The 17,854-nt window shown below is 65.1% G+C and carries 14 protein-coding genes and 1 pseudogene; 1 reads left to right on the top strand and 14 read right to left on the bottom strand.

Going from position 1 to position 17,854, the window contains the following annotated elements; all coding sequences use genetic code 11:
* Positions 1–266: 266 nt before the first annotated feature.
* The 8 genes and pseudogenes from TVNIR_RS07810 to TVNIR_RS07775 form a co-directional block, all read right to left on the bottom strand.
* Positions 267–446, bottom strand: a complete 180-nt coding sequence (locus TVNIR_RS07810; protein ID WP_237251806.1) for a hypothetical protein — start codon at positions 444–446, stop codon at positions 267–269.
* A 222-nt stretch (positions 447–668) separates the two neighbouring features.
* Positions 669–2,603 carry a nitric oxide reductase activation protein NorD gene (locus tag TVNIR_RS07805; RefSeq protein WP_015258450.1) on the bottom strand — a complete coding sequence of 645 codons (1,935 nt, stop codon included), beginning with the start codon at positions 2,601–2,603 and terminating at the stop codon, positions 669–671.
* A 312-nt stretch (positions 2,604–2,915) separates the two neighbouring features.
* Positions 2,916–3,734, bottom strand: a complete 819-nt coding sequence (locus tag TVNIR_RS07800; protein WP_015258449.1) for a CbbQ/NirQ/NorQ/GpvN family protein — start codon at positions 3,732–3,734, stop codon at positions 2,916–2,918.
* Positions 3,735–3,744: 10 nt separating this feature from the next.
* A complete protein-coding gene (locus tag TVNIR_RS07795) occupies positions 3,745–5,091 on the bottom strand; it encodes a cbb3-type cytochrome c oxidase subunit I (protein WP_015258448.1) in 1,347 nt (448 codons plus the stop codon).
* Between the two features lie 15 nt (positions 5,092–5,106).
* The gene (locus TVNIR_RS07790; protein ID WP_043740377.1) at positions 5,107–5,559 is read right to left on the bottom strand and encodes a c-type cytochrome; all 453 of its coding nucleotides are present in this window, start codon (positions 5,557–5,559) and stop codon (positions 5,107–5,109) included.
* 520 nt (positions 5,560–6,079) lie between these two features.
* Positions 6,080–7,297: pseudogene (locus tag TVNIR_RS07785) on the bottom strand (IS110 family RNA-guided transposase).
* Between the two features lie 904 nt (positions 7,298–8,201).
* Positions 8,202–9,335 carry an IS91 family transposase gene (locus TVNIR_RS07780; protein WP_015258446.1) on the bottom strand — a complete coding sequence of 378 codons (1,134 nt, stop codon included), beginning with the start codon at positions 9,333–9,335 and terminating at the stop codon, positions 8,202–8,204.
* The gene (locus TVNIR_RS07775) at positions 9,328–10,185 is read right to left on the bottom strand and encodes a tyrosine-type recombinase/integrase (protein ID WP_015258445.1); all 858 of its coding nucleotides are present in this window, start codon (positions 10,183–10,185) and stop codon (positions 9,328–9,330) included. The genes TVNIR_RS07780 and TVNIR_RS07775 overlap by 8 nt, the downstream gene beginning before the upstream one ends.
* 514 nt (positions 10,186–10,699) lie before the next feature.
* Between TVNIR_RS07775 and TVNIR_RS07770 the strand changes: the two genes are divergently transcribed.
* Positions 10,700–12,823 (top strand): cytochrome D1 domain-containing protein, encoded by a 2,124-nt coding sequence (locus TVNIR_RS07770; protein WP_015258444.1) that lies wholly within the window; start codon positions 10,700–10,702, stop codon positions 12,821–12,823.
* 223 nt (positions 12,824–13,046) lie between these two features.
* Here the strand turns inward: TVNIR_RS07770 and TVNIR_RS07765 are convergent, their stop codons facing one another.
* From TVNIR_RS07765 to TVNIR_RS20190, 6 genes are read right to left on the bottom strand one after another with little or no spacing between them, the layout of a single operon-like run.
* The gene (locus TVNIR_RS07765; protein ID WP_269465092.1) at positions 13,047–14,573 is read right to left on the bottom strand and encodes a nitrite reductase; all 1,527 of its coding nucleotides are present in this window, start codon (positions 14,571–14,573) and stop codon (positions 13,047–13,049) included.
* 27 nt (positions 14,574–14,600) lie between these two features.
* Positions 14,601–15,827, bottom strand: coding sequence for a heme d1 biosynthesis radical SAM protein NirJ (gene nirJ / locus TVNIR_RS07760; RefSeq protein WP_015258442.1), 1,227 nt, complete (start codon positions 15,825–15,827; stop codon positions 14,601–14,603).
* Between the two features lie 10 nt (positions 15,828–15,837).
* On the bottom strand, positions 15,838–16,368 hold the full coding sequence (ahbB, locus tag TVNIR_RS07755; RefSeq protein WP_043739512.1) for a siroheme decarboxylase subunit beta: 531 nt from the start codon (positions 16,366–16,368) through the stop codon (positions 15,838–15,840).
* Positions 16,365–16,832 (bottom strand): AsnC family transcriptional regulator, encoded by a 468-nt coding sequence (locus TVNIR_RS07750; RefSeq protein WP_015258440.1) that lies wholly within the window; start codon positions 16,830–16,832, stop codon positions 16,365–16,367. Before TVNIR_RS07750 ends, ahbB (TVNIR_RS07755) begins: the two co-directional genes overlap by 4 nt.
* The gene (gene ahbB / locus TVNIR_RS20195; protein ID WP_015258439.1) at positions 16,825–17,406 is read right to left on the bottom strand and encodes a siroheme decarboxylase subunit beta; all 582 of its coding nucleotides are present in this window, start codon (positions 17,404–17,406) and stop codon (positions 16,825–16,827) included. Before ahbB (TVNIR_RS20195) ends, TVNIR_RS07750 begins: the two co-directional genes overlap by 8 nt.
* Positions 17,397–17,852, bottom strand: a complete 456-nt coding sequence (locus TVNIR_RS20190) for an Lrp/AsnC family transcriptional regulator (RefSeq protein ID WP_043739508.1) — start codon at positions 17,850–17,852, stop codon at positions 17,397–17,399. The genes ahbB (TVNIR_RS20195) and TVNIR_RS20190 overlap by 10 nt, the downstream gene beginning before the upstream one ends.
* Positions 17,853–17,854: the final 2 nt, after the last annotated feature.

Genomic DNA, 17,854 nt, shown 5'->3' with positions numbered 1-17,854 from the left:
GGATCCCGCACCGTGGAGTCCTCATGACCGCTCGGTTGTCGATGGAGTGGAGGTGTCAAGTCGGGATTCCCTGGAAACGATGCCGGACGCATCCGGGGCGAGTGCCGGGTACCAAGGTAGCCGGCATCGCGCCGCACGGCAATGCCGTGCGGCGACGAGTCCAAGGGGTGAACGGCGCGCGGGCTGGTGGGCTTCGCCAACCGACACAGTCCAACAGCCGACGTGGCTAAAGTGCACCCGCGGCCCAGGATTGGAGAGATCGTTCTTCAGATCAGGGCGGCACCGATGCCGACCAGGGTCCCGATGACCGCTCCCAGAATGCCGCAAAGGACGGAACGCAAGGTCAGCCACCGCGTGCGGGCGCCCAGCGAACAAGCAATGTAAAACGCCAGGAAACCCAGGATTGCAAGGGCCAGGACTTCACGCGAGAGCACTGCATCAATCATCGGATCCACGTCTTCTCCTATGGGCTGGTGGGATGAGGGAACGGGTGCCGCCAACCCGGAGACGCGGGGTTGTCGCGGCCGATTGCTAAGGATCTTAGGCCACGGCGGACGATTATGTGCCGGCCATCCGCGCTTCCACGCCCCCACGGTGGGGGTTCGGGCGGCCGCTCCAGCGGTCCCGCCGGCGGCATCGGCCCGTGTATCCGGGCGGCTTGCATAGATTCATTGCAGGATCAGCTGCCGGTAAATCGCCGGCAGAGCGGCGGGCAGGGCGGCCGGGCGCCGGACGATCTCGAAAGCGCCCCGCCCGAACAGGCGCGGAAGATAGTGCTGGGCCTCCTGGTCGATGGTTACGCCGAATACGACCGCGCCGCTGCGCCGTGCCTCCTGTACCGCCCGACGGCTGTCTTCGATTCCGTAGCGCCCCTCATAGTGATCGGTATCGTTCGGTTTGCCATCGGTCAACATCAGCAGCAGTCGGTGGCGCGAAGGCTGACGCAGCAGTTCCGCGTTGACGTGGCGAATCGCCGGGCCCATACGCGTGTAATGCCCCGGCTTCAGCGCCTGTACCCGCCGCTCCACCACTGGCCCGAGCCGTTCGTCGAACCGCTTCACGGTGCGCACCCAGACCTGTTCGCGTCGCTGCGAGGTAAAGGTGTACACCGCGAAGTCATCGCCACACGCGGCCAGGCCATGAATCAGCGACAGCAGCGCCTCCTTCTCGACGTCGATCACGCGGCGATCCTCCACCCAGGCCTCGGTGGACAATGACACGTCCACCAGGATCGCAACCGCGAGATCGCGGGACTGGTCCCGATGGTCCAGGTAGATCCGGTCCGAGCCGGCTCCGCCGGCGGCCAGGTCGCAGTGGGCACGCACCACGGCATCGGTATCCAGGTCCGCACCGTCCATCTGTGCGCGCAGCAGCTCGCGCCGGGGCTGCAGTGCCTCGAACTGCTGGCGCACGCGGCGGATCCGTCGCCTCGTAGCTGCATCCGGGATCCAGTCCTCACCCTCTTCGGCCGCCGGCTCCGCAATCACCCGGCAGTGGTCCGGGAGATAGCGCTGCCTGCGATAGTGCCACTCGGGATAGGTCAGGGTCGCACGCAGGGCCGGTCCGTCGGCCGCCTGTGCACCGAGATCCAGGTCCATCCGCAGCCGCGTCGACGCCTCGCGCCGGTGCCCGCTGACGGTGAGCTGCTCGAGCTGGTCCGCGGCCCGCCGCGCGGCATCCCGATCGTCGTCGTCGACAGGTCGATTCACGTTGACCATGTCGGCCCAGGCCAGCATCTTTTCGAAGCGGTTCAACAGCAACGGGTCGTCGCGCTCGGTCTGGTCCAGGCGCCGGCGTTCCGCGCGCCGTTTCGGGCCGCCGTGCCCAGTATCGTTACCGTCTTCACGCGGACTCTCGGTGTCGCTGCCGCGCGGCGGCGCTGGCGGCCGTGACAGCACCTCACCCCATAGCGGTACCGGCAGTGGCGGTCGGTAGCCGCGAGGAGCGCGCCAACGGGCCAGTGGCGCAACGGGCGAATGCACCGCGTCGTGCATCGCCCGGGCGCCTGGAGCGAGCGCTTCGGGTGCCCCGAGCAGCGCCCGGATCACGGCCTCCAGGTCCCGTTCCGCCGGTGGCAGGGAACGCTGCGGGCGCACCGCGAGCAGTGCGGCACAGAGCCTGCGATAGCGCCGCGCGAGGCCGGGTAGCCGGGCACATGCGCTCCGGCTGACACGAGCGGTCTCGCGCAGCAGGGCGAGATCCCGCTGCAGTGGGTCGGAAGGAAGATCCCGGTGGCGGGCACGGGCAAGGAACGCGGCAAGCCACAGATAGGCGTCCCGGTTGAGCGCCGGGTCCGGAAACCAGTCGATGGCAGGCGGGAGCAGCACGTTCTCTTCGTCCCGACGTGCCAGCGTCAACTGCTCGTCGTCGAGGCCCAGGCGTTGGCGCCAGGTCAGTCGATGCCGGGAGCTGCGTGCCGGGACCGCGTCCAGGCCCAGCCCGGGCGCACCGCCGAGCGCGCGAAAACAGGTACCCGCGGTGGCCTGGACCGAGGCCAGCGCGACCGCAGCCGCAGGATATCGCGGGTAACTGGCCGCATCACTCGCCCAGCGGTGCCAGCGCCGGCCGATGATCTCCTCGAACTCCAGCCAGTGCAGCCCCACGATCAACCTGAAAAGCGCGCGCAGCGCACACGAAATCCCGCTCGCCCGCTTACGGGGCGAGTCCGCCGGGAGCGGATTTCGAACCGCTGCAGGCTGGCGCGAAGGGCGGAGGGAAGGGTGCCCGGGGTACAGGGACGGGAAGAGGGAATAATCACGGTGCTACCGCCCGGGGCGTCATTTCGGGGGCGGCGCGTATCGCCACGATCATCGATGTGAGCCGGCCGGCCGGCGGACTCGTTCGCGCTGGCACGTTGCCGCTGTCGGTGACCGCATTGCCTTGATGTTCGTGAATGGCCGCTCGCGCCATGATCGTCAGCCGAACGTCATCTCTACCAGTTCACCGAGTGCCGCACGCACGTCGGGATCGTCGCTGAGCGGTTCGACCAGGGTGTATCGGGCGGCTTCGTCGATCCGCATCCCGGCCTGGACCAGCGTCGCACAGTAGACCAGCAGGCGGGTGGAAACGCCCTCGTCCAGGTCGCGGCCCTTCAGCGCACGCAATCGGGCGGCCAGGTTCACCAGCGCGGCGCAGCGTTCGCCGGAGAGCCCGGTCTCCGCAGCGACGATCTCCGCCTCGGCCTCTGGCGGCGGGAAGTCGAACTCCATGCTGACGAAACGCTGTCGCGTGCTGGGTTTCAGGTTCTTCAGCACATGCTGGTAGCCGGGGTTGTAGGAAACCACCAACATGAACTCCGGCGGGGCATGCAGCAATTCGCCAGTGCGTTCCAGCGGCAGCACGCGCCGGTCGTCGGTCAGCGGATGGATCACCACGGTCACATCGCGCCGGGCCTCGACTACCTCGTCGAGGTAGCAGATGCCGCCCTCGCGGACGGCCCGCGTCAGCGGGCCGTCGACCCAGCGGGTCTCGCCACCCTGCAGCAGGTAGCGCCCGCTCAGGTCGGCAGCGGTCAGGTCGTCGTGGCACGCGACGGTGTACAGCGGGCGCCCGAGGCGTGCCGCCATGTGCGCAACGAACCGGGTCTTGCCGCAGCCGGTCGGACCCTTCAACAGCAGCGGCAACCGGTGGCGGAACGCGACCTCGAACAGCTCGCACTCCCCCGCGACCGGCCGGTAATAAGGCTGTCCGTCCGACGCGGGGGTGCGGTCGTGCTGCGGCATCACTGCGGCCATGCGTGCAGCCTCAGCCACCTGCCGGGGCCTGGGCCGCGCTGGCAGGCACCTGTGTTCGGGCCGGGCCGAACATCGCGTACAGGAACAGGGCCACGCCGATCACCACCGCGATCCCTGCGCCGAGCCGGAACACGTAGAACAGCTGCAGCTGGTCCTGCACCTCCATGAAACTCATGCCCATCACCCGCTGCAGGTGGGTTTGGACCACGCCGGCGAAGGTCAGCGCGAAAGTCATGAAGGCCATCGCCGAAGTCATGATCCAGAAGCTCCACATGTTCAGGATCTGGTTGTACGGCTGCATGCCCCGCAGGTGCGGCATTGCGTAGCTGATGATGGCGAGGTTCAGCATCACGTAGGCGCCGAAGAAGGCCAGATGCCCGTGCGCGGCGGTGATCTGCGTGCCGTGCGTATAGAAGTTGATGAACGACAGTGTGTGCATGAAGCCCCAGACACCGGCGCCGAAGAAGGCCATCACCACCGTACCCAGCGTCCACAGCACTGCGGCCTGGTTCGGATGGTTGCGGCGGCCGCGCCAGAACATGTAGAACGCGAACACCACCATCGCGAAGAATGGCAACACCTCGAGCGCCGAGAAGAAGCCGCCGATCGGCTGCCAGTAACCCGGGGTGCCGATCCAGTAGTAATGGTGCCCGGTGCCCAGCAGCCCGGTGAACAGTGCCAGGCCGACGATTACGTACAGCCACTTCTCGATCACCTCGCGATCCACACCGGTCATCTTGATCAGCAGGAAGCCCAGCAGCGAGGCCATGATCAGCTCCCAGACACCCTCTACCCAGATGTGCACGATGTACCACCAGTACATCTTGTCCAGCGACATGTTGTCCGGTGTGTAGAAGGCGAACAGCCAGAAGATCGCGGCCAGCCAAAGGCCCAGCATCAGGACGACGGAAATAGCGGTTTTGCGTCCCTTGAGCACGGTGAGGCTCGCGTTAAACAGGAACATCAGGAAGGAGATCGTCAGCAGGACTTTCACCCAGACCGGCTGCTCGAGGTAATGCCGGCCCTCGTGGATGCCGAACTGGTAACCGATCAGTGCCGCCGCGCCAGCGAACACGAAGATCGCAAGCTGGAGGTAGGCCAGGGTGGGGCTATAGATCTCGTTCTCGGTCTCCTCGGGCAGCAGGTAGTAAGTTGCCCCGAAAAAGCCGATCAGCAGCCACACGATCAGCAGGTTGGTGTGGCTCATGCGCATGATGTGGAACGGCATGGCCTCGGACAGGAATTCCGGCATCACGTAGACCAGCCCGGCCATCGTGCCGAATATCACCTGCGCGGCGAACAGTACCAGGGCCATCACGAAAAACGGGTAGGCCACCTTCTGCGTCTGGTATTTCATCGCTTCCATTCCTCCTCAACCGGCCACGTGCGGCGGCCAGCCCTGGGTGTTGATCCGGCTCATCCACTCGAAGAAATCGACCAGCGCGTCGAGTTCTGCGTCGGTGAGGTCGAAGTTCGGCATCTGCCGGCGTCCGGGAATCCCGGTCGGCTGGATCTGCATCCAGGCCTTGATGCCGGCCCGCGCACCCTCAGGCGAATCGGGCCCGCCGTAGCGCACCCAGACGTTGCCGAGTTCCGGCCCAAAATAGGCGCCTTCGCCGAGCAGCGTGTGGCAATTGATGCACGAATGCTCCTCCCAGACCTCCTTGCCGTGCTTGACCGACTCGGTCAGGCCCGCGTGATCGGTGGACTGGGTGACGATGTACCAGTGACTGTGCGCGGTCAGCGCGACGAACACTACGAAGAAGAACAGCGAGCCGCCAAGAAAAATATTGCGCGCCGCTGCTCTGGAAAGCCCCTCCATCATCGCTTGTTCCCTCGTGTGGTTGGCGGCCTCGGCCAGAAACTCCTGCACCTGCTGCGTGTGCATGGAGACTGGGCGCGAACCTAGCAGGCGGCTTCGAGGGCAGGCATTGACTCAGGTCAAGTGGGCGATGGCGGCAGGGCTGCGAGTGGCCGGTCGGTCGGCGGGGGGGTCACCCGCAGTGCGTCGCCCGGGGCAGCGTATTCGCAACGGCTCCCCGATGGTCCGGTCTGCAATCCCGGCGCCGGATGGCGGACGACGGCTCTTGGCCGCTTCTACCTCTCCGCATCTTTCATGGTTGCGAGTGATGGCCTGGAACCAGGGATGTTGGCGTGAAAATACGCCGCCCGAGAATCGTATGTCTCTGATTTATAATCGTAGTTTCATCCTTCGGGGTGCCTCGCGGCCGAGGGCATGAAAGTTAGCGTGAAAGAACCTGACGTTGGGGCGAGCGAGATTCTGGCGTGACGCATGCCGGTGCGCAAATGCCTGCTTGCGGGACTCGAAGAGCCTGTGTGGCGGCTCAGGTGGCGGTGAGATAGCCGTGCTTTTCCAGCATCTTCAGCCAGCGCGGCGCGTTGCGCTGCACGACGAGAGCCCTCGTAATCGACGGTGCGATCCTGGTAGGGGGCCGCATGATTGAGCATGGCGTAGACGATGCGCAGGAGCTTGTGCGCCAGGGCCACGATGGAGCGCTTGTGTCCCTTGCGGATGGACAAGGCCGAAAACTTGTCCTTGAGCGCACAGCGGGTGCGGGAGGCGGCTTGCGCGAACTCGCACAGCAGGCGACGGACCCAGGCGTTGCCCTTGCGCGTGCGTCCGCTTTTGCGTTTGCCGGCGCTCTCGTGGTTGCCGGGGCAGATGCCGACCCAGGACGCGAGGCGTTCGGCGCTGCCGAAGCTCGCCATGTCGGTACCGATTTCGACGAGCAGCATGGCGGCGCCAATGCGGTCGATGCCGGGCACGGTTTCCAGCAGGCACACCTGCGGCTCCCAGGGGGCCAGACCCGCAAGCAGTTCCTGTTCGAAGCGGGCGATCATGGCCTCGAGGTACTCGATGTGCGCCAGAACCTCGTTGAGCACGAAGCGGTGCCTGGTGCTCAGTTCCTCCGGTTGCAGGGCTTCGAACAGTTCTTCGCGGGAAGCCCGCAGGCGGCCGGCGAGGTCGAGGATTGCGTGCATGGGGCATCGGCGAGCAGGGCCTTGATCATGGCCCGTGCCGACGCGCCGTGTACGTCGGAGACCAGCACGTTCAGGCGAATCCCGGCATCGGTCAGCACCTTGTGCAGCCGGTTCTTCTCCGCGGCCAGCATCCCGACCAGCTTCTGGCGCTGCCGGGCGATCAGGCGCAGATGGCGGATCTCGGCCGGAGGAATGAACGAAGCCCGCAGCAGACCGGCACGGGCCAGCGTGGCCAGCCACTGGGCATCGGAGAGGTCGGTCTTGCGGCCAGGCACGTTTCGGGCGTGACGGGCATTGACCACCCAGGCCATGACGCCCACACGCTCAAGGGCCGCATAGGGGCTCTTCCAGTAGATCCCAGTGCTCTCCATCACCACGACCTCGGGGTCAAACCCGCGAACCCACTCGGCCAACGCCCGCCGATCGCGCTTGAAACCACCAAACTCCCGGTGCTCCACCGCCACACTGCCATCGGGCTGCTCGATCAGCGCACAGGCCGTGATCTTGCTCTGGTGCACATCCAGACCGACAACGCGCCGGTGAATCGGGGTAATGTCCATGCTGACCTCCTCGGGCAAACGCACTATCCTTCACGATGTGCTGTCGCCAAGGGCGCCGTCCTTCAACGGCCTGTCGGGACTCGACGGCTCTTTTTAGCGTGCGCTGTCCATGACCCTTCCAGGCCATGCCAGGCAATCCGGGGTACGAGTGAAGGGCAGCGGGTCGAGTTAGCGTGCGCGGTCAGGCGCCATCAAGAATTATCGCGACCTCAGCCCGACGCGACAGCACGCCCATTATCTTTCATCATCGGGGGTGCCGCGCGCCCGGCGGCATGACAGTTAGCGTGAAAATACGCCGCCCGAGAATTGTATGTCTCTGATTTATAATCGTAGTTTCATTCTTCGGGGTGCCTCGAGGCCGACGGCATGACAGTGAGCGTAAAAATCCAGCCACGGAAGAACACGGAAATCACGGAATATGAAACGGATCAAACCCTTTTTTCCGTGTCCGTCCGTGCTTTCCGTGGCTCGCCTTTTCATGTTGCAGGGTAGCCGCCGGCCATGAAAGTTAGTGCCGCGTTACGCTCGCAATGATGACCCTGGCGAGCAGTGCTTCACGCGCCAAGGATTTTCAATACAACAGATTAGCGTTTATCCGGCGTGCGCAGCATGGCGGATAAACGTCTGTTGGACTGGGCCGCCCATGGGCTGGCACACACGTTCATGTAAAGGGGATTGTATTCAGTGCGCGCCGGGATGGCGGGTCAAAGGAACCCAGTATCGAGCCTCGGGGCAGTCCTTGCGTCCGGTCGTGATCATGGTCGGGCTCCCTGAAGGCTCCAATGTCTTGTACGGTAGCCCCGTTTTCTGCTGAGATCCAGTCGCATACACAGACGGGCCAGCGCCGCCCCTTTTCCAAGGGGCGACGCAAGGGAGCCGGCGGTTCTTACCCGTCAGGCCGAGGTCATCGTCGGTGCTCCGGGATGTCGGTTCGGTTTGGTCGCGGGCGCAGTACCGTGATCACGCACACCCGACCGACCCGGCATCGGGGACATGGGTAGGTCGTGGGCTCAGACCGGCCTTCCGGGGCATCGCTCGTGGCGGGTGGCGGTACATGCAACGCGCTGCGGATACGCGGGAGCTTGGTCCGCCGGCAGCGGTTGGCGAGGAAACCGTAATGCCGCACGCGCATGAGTCCTTTGGGCAGGATGTGCAGCAGAAAGCGGCGCACGAACTCCTCGCCTTCCAAACGCATCACCTTGGGTCGGTCGTGGTCGCGGTAGTCGGTGTAGCGCAGAGTGACGTCCTTGGCATCGATGTCGAGGATGCGCGCGTTGTGGATCGCGATCCGATGCGTGTAACGCGCCAGGTAGTCGACCACCGTGGATGTGTGATCGAGACAGTCCTTGGCGTAGACCACCCACTCGGTGGCCATCAGCCGGTCGAGTACCGCGTCGATCTCGCCCGGTCGGGTGACCCGGTGCAATACGCCGTCGTCGGCAGCCCGGCGCAGGGCCGCGACCATCGCCCCGCGAAAGCGCCGGGACAAGGCCCGGACCGGGAACAGGGTATTGCCTTGGCTCGGCTTCCAGTGGCCGTCCGCCTGGAGCGCCCCGCCGGGGATCAGGCAGTGCAGGTGCACGTGCTGGCTGAGGTTCTGGCCCCAGGTGTGCAGCACTGCGGTCATACCCAGCTCGCCGCCGAGGCGGCGGCGATCCTGACCGAAGCGGCGCAGGGTGTCCCAAGTCACCTGGAACAACTGCCGGTAGAGCACCTCGGGGTGCAACTGCACCCAGCCGTTCAGAGCATGCGGCAGGGTGAACACCACGTGGAAGTAGCGCACCGGCAGGAGCGCCTCCTGCTGGCGTTCGGCCCAGACCCGGGTCGCGCGGGTCTGGCACTGCGGGCAGTGCCGGTCCCGGCAGCCGTGATACCACGGCTGCTCCCAGCCGCAGGCCTCGCACTGCACCTGCATCCCGCCCAGCGCCTCGGTGCGGCAGGCCTTCAGGTGTTGGCACACCCGGCGCCGGTGGCCGTCCAGCGTCTCTTCGTGCAGGAACCGGTCCAGGGCGTGTTGCAGCGTCGCCGGTTCAGCCATGACGCACCGCCAATCCCGCCACCAGATCCACGGGTCCGCCCGCCTCCGGGCGACGTTCGGGCACCCAATGCAGATAGCGCAGCGTCGACTGCAGGTGCCCATGGCCAAGAACCCGCTGCAGGCGATGCACCGGTAGCCCCGCCTCGAGCTGATGCGTGGCATAGGCGTGGCGCAGCCCATGAATGCCACCGATCTTGGCGATGCCCGCCGTCGCCTTGGCCCGACTGAACACGCGCTGGGCACTGCTGATGCTCAGCGGTGTACACCGGTCCCGCCCCGCCGGGAACAGCCACTCGGTCGGCCGGAACAGCACCCAGTACCGCCGCAACTCCGTCAACAGCGTCGGCGACACCGGCACCAGCCGGTCCTTCGCCCCCTTGCCCTGCTCGACCCGTAGCAGACCGCGCTCGCCGTCGATGTCGCGCACCCGCAACGCCACCACCTCGCTGACCCGCAGGCCACAGGCGTAACAGATCTTCAGCAACATCCGGTGCTTCGGGTTGGCACACGCGTCCAGGATCCGCACGACCTCCTGCCGGGTCAGCAACTCCGGAATCCGCTGCGCGCGCTTGGGTACCACAAAGGGCACGTCGAAGGCCGACCACTGCAACACCTTCAGGTACAGAAAGCGGATCCCGTTCCGGTGCAACCGGCAGGTGGCCCCGGACAACCCGCGCTCCAGCGCCAGGTGCCGGAAATAGTGCTCAAGTTCAGGAACGCCCAGTTCCGCAGGAGAACGTCGGTGGAATCGAGCCAGGTCCCGTACTGCCCACAGGTAACTGCGTTGCGTGCGTTCTGCAAAGCCACGCTGGCGCATGGCATCGATCATCTGCTGCCGTAACGGTGTCATCGTCCTCTCCTTGTCATTGCGACCCACAGGGGTCACCAAGGAGTGTTGACGATCGGCGTTGCGTCAGCGCCCGGAGAAGCAGGCTGCCGCGAAGCGGCTTAGTTCAACATAATATAAGGGTGCATAAATATAGAGATATTCTGTTTTTTTGGCGGTTTTATGTGCACTCCTGATTATCAGGGAAGCTCCGCAAATTGGAACGGGCCGTCATCGAAACCACCGTCATCGCGAGGCGCGAAGCAACGTGGCGATCCAAACGGCATTAGTCCTCCCCGCGCCGCCTGGATTATTCGCTGCGCTCACCCTGCGGGCCAGCCTTCGGCTGTTCAATGCGCTGCGCGCATTAGTGCCGCGCTACGCTCGCAATGACGACCGATGCCGCACGGCGTCGCACTCGCTGCGGAGGTTTCGTGATAATCAGGTGTGCACTTGACTTACGTCAAGGTCCATTTTGTGAGCGCAGTGTTCCCCTGTGCACGGGAAAAGCAACTTTTCGCCAGAGGGAGATGCCACGATGTATGGTCAACACAGCTTTCGCCCGAAGTTTCTGAAGTCCACGCTTTCCATCAGTCTCCTGGCCGCGTTCGGAATGGCCACCGCTCAGGACGCCGCTGTACATGAAGCCGAAGCTGCAAAAGGTGCGGCGACAGGTGCAGAGCCTTCCCCTGCGCATTACCAGGCGTTTTGTGCCGCATGTCATCAGGCGGATGGAACGGGCATGCGCGGTGCGTTTCCCCCGCTTGCGGGGAACGAGCGCGTGACCGAGGATCCGGTGCGGGTCATGGATATTGTCCTGCAGGGACTCGATGAGCCCCTGGAAGTGGACGGCGTAACCTACTCGACTGCCATGCCACCGATGCAGCATCTGGAGGACACGCAGATCGCAGGCGCGGTCAATTACGTGCTCACGTCCTGGGGCAATCAGGGCGAACCGGTGACAGTCGAGCAGGTCGCCGCCCGGCGCGCCAGCCTCGGTCTGGTGGACCGCGCAGAGGGAGAACCGCATCCGGGCTCACCCGAGGGCGCCATCCGCTACCGGGGAACGCCTTCACCCATCGAAGGAACGCGTCAGGTGGTCACTCCGGGGGCCCCGGCCTTGACGCAGGAGGAGTTCGCGCGCTCGCAGCAGATCTATTTCGAACGCTGCGCCGGTTGCCACGGCGTGCTGCGCAAGGGCGCGACAGGCCTGCCATTGACCACCGATCTCACGCAGGCGAAGGGCACCGCATACCTCAAGGCACTGATCAACTTCGGCTCACCCGCAGGCATGCCCAACTGGGGCACCTCCGGCGAACTGACCGACGATGAGATCGATGCCATCGCCCGGTTCCTGCAGCACGAGCCACCGCAGCCGCCCGAATGGGGCATGGCCGACATGCGCAACAGCTGGACAGTGTTTGTGGCGCCGGAAGACCGTCCTGCCCAGCCCCAGCACGGCTACGACGTGGACAACCTGTTCGCGGTAACGCTGCGCGACGCGGGTGAGGTTGCCATCATCGACGGCGACAGCAAGGAGGTCGTCGCCTATGTCCCGACCGGGTACGCAGTGCATATCTCGCGCGCATCGAGTTCCGGCCGCTATTTCAGCACCATCGGCCGCGACGGCAAGGTGGATCTGATCGACCTGTACATGGATCCGCCGCAGGTGGTCGCCGAGATCAAGATCGGCATGGAAGCGCGATCGGTGGAGAATTCCCGCTACAAGGGCTACGAGGACCAGATTGCGATCGCTGGCGCGTACTGGCCGCCCCACTACGTGCTGATGGACGGACAGACGCTGGAGCCCAAGAAGATCGTTTCCACCCGGGGCATGACGGTCGATACCCAGGAGTATCACCCCGAACCACGCGTGGCAGCCATCGTGGGGTCGCATCTGCACCCTGAGTTCATCGTGAACGTGAAGGAAACCGGCAAGATTCTGCTCGTGAACTACGAGGACATTGATGCGCTCAATGTAACGACCATCGACGCCGCCCCCTTCCTTCACGACGGAGGCTGGGACCGCAGTGGCCGGTATTTCCTGACCGCTGCCAACGAGGCCGATCGAATCGCGGTCGTGGATGCAAAGGAACGACGTCTGCAGGCATTGATCCCGGTGGAGCGCATTCCCCATCCGGGCCGGGGTGCCAATCTGGTCGATCCCGAGTTCGGTCCGGTCTGGGTCACCAGTGCCCTGGGCAATGCGAACGTCACTTTCATCGGAACGGATCCCGAGAATCACCCTGACCACGCGTTCAAGGCCGTGCGCGTCCTGGAAGGGCAGGGCGGCGGATCGCTGTTCGTCAAGACCCATCCGGAGTCCCGCAACCTCTGGGTGGACACCCCCCTGCATCCCGATGCAGGTATCAGCCAGTCCATCGCGGTATTCGATGTTCACAACCCGGACGCTGGCTTCGAGGTACTGCCCATCGCCGAATGGGCGGATCTTGGACCGGGACCCAAACGGGTTGTGCAGCCCGAGTACAACAAGGTTGGTGACGAGGTCTGGTTCTCTGTGTGGAGTGGCATGACAGAGGAATCGGCGATCGTCGTCGTGGATGATCGCACCCGCGAACTCAAGCACGTGATCAAGGGCGAACGGATTGTCACCCCGACGGGCAAGTTCAACAACTACAACACCCGCAACGAGATCTATTGATCCTTCACCGCTGCCGGCCTCCGGTCTTCCCGACCAGAGGCCGGCCTCTTGTCGACACGCCGGCGCTGCAGTCCCGCCCGCACCCCAGGTTCATCGGCGTCGCTGGTTCAATCACGCTCGCGGTCCCTGGGCGGCTGGAGCAGGGTATCCCCCAATCTCAGAATCGTCGGCGCCGTGCCGATATCGGCCGCTGGGCCACCGGGCGTGTCGCGGGCAGGGCGCATCAGTGGCTGGTGCCGGGGTCGAGGCGCGTCTTGTTGTAGACGTTGTACTTGCCCGATGGCTTTTTCATCGGGATGCGCTTGACCTCCTCCAGGGTGTCGGCGTCGTAGATCACCAGCGCCCCGTCGTCGTCCCAGATGCTCAGCAGGGCGTAGCGCCCGTGACGATCGTACTCGATGTGCGCCGCGGTCTTGCCGGGCTCGGGGCGCAGCGTACGCACGATCTTCAGGGTCTTCTTGTCGATGACATGCACCGCGTCGCTGTCCGGTCCGAAGAAGACATCCACCCAGGCATACGGCGAGTCCCCGTGGCTGCGCATGAAGAAGCCCGGCCCCAGCGTGTCGATGCGTTCGATGATCGTCCAGTCCTGCAGGTCGATCACGCTCACCTCTGCTTCCCTGAGGTTGGGGGTGGCGACCACGGGCCGGCCCTGGTATTCCCAGCTGATTCCGGAGCCCAGGTGCGGCAGCCCGGTGAGATCGATCTCCGCCACCTTGAGACCCTCGTCCAGGTTGACCACCTGGGCGTTATTGGCGTTGCGTGCCGCGCCGATCAGGTGGTGGTAGCCGGGGTCGAAGAAAAAATCGTCCAGGTAGTCGTCGAGCACGATGCGCCGCAGGGGAAAATCGGCTGCTGCATAGCTGATTTCCCATACTTCGGCTATATCCTTGAGCGCGACGATGAAGCTCTCGCGCGGTGCGGCCGTGTAGACGGCACTGACCCGCGACGAGGTGCCCGCCGCGTCGCGTGCCTCGATGATCTCCAGGGGCATGAGGTCGTCGGCATCGAGCAGCACGACGCTGTGCGGCAGGTAGTTGCCCACCAGCAGGTAACGGCCGTCGCCCGAGATCGCCAGGTTGCGCGTGTTGATGCCGGCGCGGATCTCGGCAACCGTCTTCATGTTGTAGACGTCGAATTTGCTGATCCAGCCGCCCCGCGAGGCGAAGTAGACATAGCGACCATCGGGTGAGTACTTGGGCCCGCCGTGAAGCGCGAAACGGGTCGGAAAGCGCGTGAGCACTTCCAGCCGGTCGCCGTCCAGGAGGCTCGCATGATGGTCCGCCAGTTCCACGACGATGAAAAGGTTCAGGGGGTCGGCGTCGAAGCGCGGTTCATCACTCAGTGAGCCGGGCCCGTAGTGCACCACGCGCGAGTCGAGTACCTCGTCCCGGGCCCATACCGGCATGACCTCGAGTGGCTGGTAGATGTACTCCACCAGCAGCATGATCTCGTCGTCGCTCAACTGCTCGGAGAAACCGGGCATCTGGGTGGCGGCGCGTCCGTGGGCAATGACCTCGCGAGCCTCCGGACGCCTCACGCGCCGCAGATTCTCGGGCAGCAGTGCAGGGCCCATGCCGCCGAGCCGGTCGCCGGAATGGCAACTGGCGCAGTGGATCTGGTAGATCCGCTGGGCTTCGTCCGGCGAGCTGCCCGTTGCCGGCCAGGCAGCGAGCAGCGCGGCGGCCGCGCCCAGGGCGGTCGACGCAGGAGAAACGCTGGGAATTCTTACGCATACGGGCAAACCCAAAGTTTGCGGCCCCCACAGGGGCCGATTTCACTTGAACACGACCTTTGTGGGAATCGTGCGGCGGGAATACGGGACGACGCGCAGTCGCTCCCGCGACTCGGTCACGCCGATTTCCTCGTCGCTTAGGTAGCAGGCCGGATCCTCCTGCCAGGGGTCGCCGGTGAGCTGCCAGGCGCGCACCCGGGTGTTGCCGCCGCAGATCGCAAAATGCGAACACTCGGCACAACGCCCCTTCACCGGGCGGTGCCTGGCCTTGAGGCCGGCCATCAGCGGGTCACCGGTGTCCTGCCAGATCTCCGAGAACGGGCGCTCGCGCACGTTGCCCAGGTTGTAGTCCCACCAGAAGGTGTCCGGATGCACGTTGCCCAGGTTGTCGATGTTGGCGACGTTCACGCCGCTGGAATTGCCGCCCCACTGCTCCAGGCGCGCACGCATGTAGTCCAGGTGCTCGGGGAAGCGCTCGGCAATCCAGAACAGCAGGTAGACGCCGTCGGCATCGTTGTTGCCGGTGACATATTCCCGGTGGCGTCCGGCCTGGATGTCGTTCCAGCAGGTGTCGAACAACAGTTTCATCGCGTGGCGGGACACCTGGTGGTGGGCGTCGTCCTTGCGGTTGCGGTTGCCGCGCCCGGCGTAGTTGAGGTGCGACAGGTAGAACTTGTCCACCGACTCGCGCTCCATGAGTTCCAACAGCTGCGGCAGTTCGTGGGCGTTGTCCATGGTGATGGTGAAGCGCATGCCCACCTTGATGCCGTCCTCCCGGCACAGCCGGATCCCGTTCATGGACTCGTCGAAGGCGCCCTTGCGCCGGCGAAAATGATCGTGCGTGTCGCGGATGCCGTCGATACTGACGCCGACGTAATCGTAGCCGACCTCGGCGATGCGCCCGATGTTCTCATCCGTGATCAGCGTGCCGTTGGTGGACAGGCCCGTGTAGAAGCCCATGGCCTGCGCGCGCTTCGAGATATCGAAGATGTCGGGACGCAGCAGCGGTTCGCCGCCCGAGAGGATCAGCACCGGAACGCCGAAGCCCTTGAGGTCGTCGATCACCGAGAAGACTTCCTCCGTGCTCAGTTCGCCCGGAAAGTCCCTGTCCGCGGAGATCGAGTAGCAGTGCTTGCACGTCAGGTTGCAGCGCCGGATCAGGTTCCAGATCACCACCGGCCCGGGCGGCTGGCAGTGAGGCGGCAGGATTGCGTCCGCGCCCTGGACCTGCTTTTCGAGTTCGCGCATGTACTGGCTGATTCTGAACATGGCTCTGTCCTCACGCGCTCAGACGCATCCCGGTCTTCTTGAGGATGCGCCGGCTGAATAGCACCTCGTGGCCGAGGTGGTCGGGGCCCAGGAGTTCGGCGATGCTCGCCACCTTCTGAAGTACCTCCTCGCGGCTGCCCGCATGGACCATGGCGAAAAGGTTGTAGGGCCAGTCCGGCAGGTGCCGGGACCGGTGGTAGCAGTGGCTGACGAACTCCAGCGCCCCGACCCGGCGGCCCAGTTCGCGGATGCGTTCGTCCGGCACGTTCCACACGCTCATGCCGTTCGCGGTCATACCCAGACGGTAGTGATTGGGCACCGCCGCGATGCGGCGGATGATCCCGCGCGCCTGCATGTGCCGCAGCCGCTGCATGACCTCGTCGCCGCTGATGCCGAGCGCTGCGGCCAGGTGTTCGTAGGGCTCGGGTACCAGGGGCAGCCCCGCCTGGGTGGCGACGATCAGTGCCCGATCCAGCTCGTCGACGGGCGTGTGATCCCGTGCCGCGGAAGACAGGCGGCTCGTGGCGGGCACTCCGCTCATACCGGAACCCTGAGCCGTACGAAGAATTCCTCCAGCTTGGGCATGTTGTAGCAGCGGTGGCCGGTCGCATGCTCGATATGCGCGAGCACCTGGCCGATGACGTCGGGCGTTTCCGTGGCCAGCACGAACCACAGGTTGAAGGCATGCTCGCGCTCGTAGTTGTGGGCCACCTCGTCGAAGCCGTTGACGATCTCGACCACGCGATCGAGATCGTCCGGCGGTACGCGCATGGCCACCAGGGAGAAGGCGCCGCCCATGTGCTGGGCGTGGTACATGGGGCCGAAACGCGTGAGTATGCGTCGATCCAGCAGCCGTTGCAGGCGCTCGAGCAGCGTGGTCTCGTCGGTGTCGAGCTCGCCGGCCACCTGCGCGTAGGGGTGCGGACCGATGGGGAACCCGTCCTGCAGGACATTGATGATGCTGCGGTCCAGATCGTCCAGAAGGGCCGTTTGGGTGTCAGCCACGATGGGCCGCCTCGCCCGGCGCATGCGGCGGTTCGCGGCGCTCGGGGCAGTGGTAGCGCGCGCCGCGCTGCTTGAAGCGGCGGCGGCTGAAGAGCACCTCATGAGGCACCCGCTGCAGACCGCACTCCCTTACCAGACGCGCTATGCCCTGATGCACTTCATCGTGGCTCTTGCCGTGGATCATGCAGAACAGGTTGTACGGCCACTCGGGCAACTGGCGCGGCCGCCGGTAGCAGAGTGTGACGAAGTCATAGCGGCTGAAACATTGCCCCAGGCCTGCCACTGCATCGTCCGGCACGTCCCATACCACCATGCCGTTGGCCCGGTAGCCCAGTTCCCGGTGACGCACCACCACGCCCATACGCTTGATGACACCCCGTTCCCGCAGTGCTGCGAGACGTTCCAGCACCTGCGCCTCGCTGATGCCCAGCTGCTCGGCGACGGCTGCGTAGGGCCTGGACACGAGCGGCAGGCCTTTCTCGATGGCACCGATCAGCGCGATGTCCGCGGCTGCCAATGGCACCGTATCACCGCGGATCCGCTGTAGCCGGGTTCTGAGATCGCTCACGTCCATCGTAGCTCGAACCCCAGGTCGATGTGGTAGTCCTCGAGCAGCGGCAGGGCCAGCACGGGCAACCCCGTCGCGCGTTCGATATCCTCGAGCACGTCACACAGTTCGCCCTCGTCCGGGGCGGTGGCCACGAACCACAGGTTGTAGTCGTGTTCGCGCTCGTAATTGTGATTGACGTGGCGATAGGCACTGACGATGCCGGCCACGGTCTCCAGCCGCTCCGGCGGCACGGCCAACGCGGCCAGCGTGCTGGCACCCACGCTGTGGGGCCGGAATACCGCACCGACCCGAGTCACCACGCCACACTCCCGGAGACGCTCGAGCGCATCGATCACCGCCTGCTCGTCCACACCCAGCCGCTCGCCCATCTCCGCGTAGGGTCGCGGAGTCAGCAGCAGGTCGTGCTGGAAGTCGTTGAGCAGGTGCCGTTCGAGGTCGGTGAGTTCCATCA

Source organism: Thioalkalivibrio nitratireducens DSM 14787 (assembly GCF_000321415.2).
Taxonomy (GTDB): Bacteria; Pseudomonadota; Gammaproteobacteria; order Ectothiorhodospirales; family Ectothiorhodospiraceae; genus Thioalkalivibrio; species Thioalkalivibrio nitratireducens.
The sequence above is the reverse complement of the archived record's forward strand: the minus strand, read 5'-3'. Positions and strand labels throughout refer to the sequence as shown.

Bases quoted from the DNA above. Each gene is read 5' to 3' on its own strand.
- TVNIR_RS07790 (WP_043740377.1), bottom strand. From the start codon at position 5,559: ATGATGGAGGGGCTTTCCAGAGCAGCGGCGCGCAATATTTTTCTTGGC.
- TVNIR_RS07800 (WP_015258449.1), bottom strand. From the start codon at position 3,734: ATGGCCGCAGTGATGCCGCAGCACGACCGCACCCCCGCGTCGGACGGA.
- TVNIR_RS07780 (WP_015258446.1), bottom strand. From the start codon at position 9,335: ATGGCTGAACCGGCGACGCTGCAACACGCCCTGGACCGGTTCCTGCAC.
- TVNIR_RS07810 (WP_237251806.1), bottom strand. From the start codon at position 446: ATGATTGATGCAGTGCTCTCGCGTGAAGTCCTGGCCCTTGCAATCCTG.
- nirJ (WP_015258442.1), bottom strand. From the start codon at position 15,827: ATGTTCAGAATCAGCCAGTACATGCGCGAACTCGAAAAGCAGGTCCAG.
- ahbB (WP_043739512.1), bottom strand. From the start codon at position 16,368: ATGAGCGGAGTGCCCGCCACGAGCCGCCTGTCTTCCGCGGCACGGGAT.
- TVNIR_RS07795 (WP_015258448.1), bottom strand. From the start codon at position 5,091: ATGAAATACCAGACGCAGAAGGTGGCCTACCCGTTTTTCGTGATGGCC.
- TVNIR_RS07775 (WP_015258445.1), bottom strand. From the start codon at position 10,185: ATGACACCGTTACGGCAGCAGATGATCGATGCCATGCGCCAGCGTGGC.
- TVNIR_RS07770 (WP_015258444.1), top strand. From the start codon at position 10,700: ATGTATGGTCAACACAGCTTTCGCCCGAAGTTTCTGAAGTCCACGCTT.
- ahbB (WP_015258439.1), bottom strand. From the start codon at position 17,406: ATGGACGTGAGCGATCTCAGAACCCGGCTACAGCGGATCCGCGGTGAT.
- TVNIR_RS20190 (WP_043739508.1), bottom strand. From the start codon at position 17,852: ATGGAACTCACCGACCTCGAACGGCACCTGCTCAACGACTTCCAGCAC.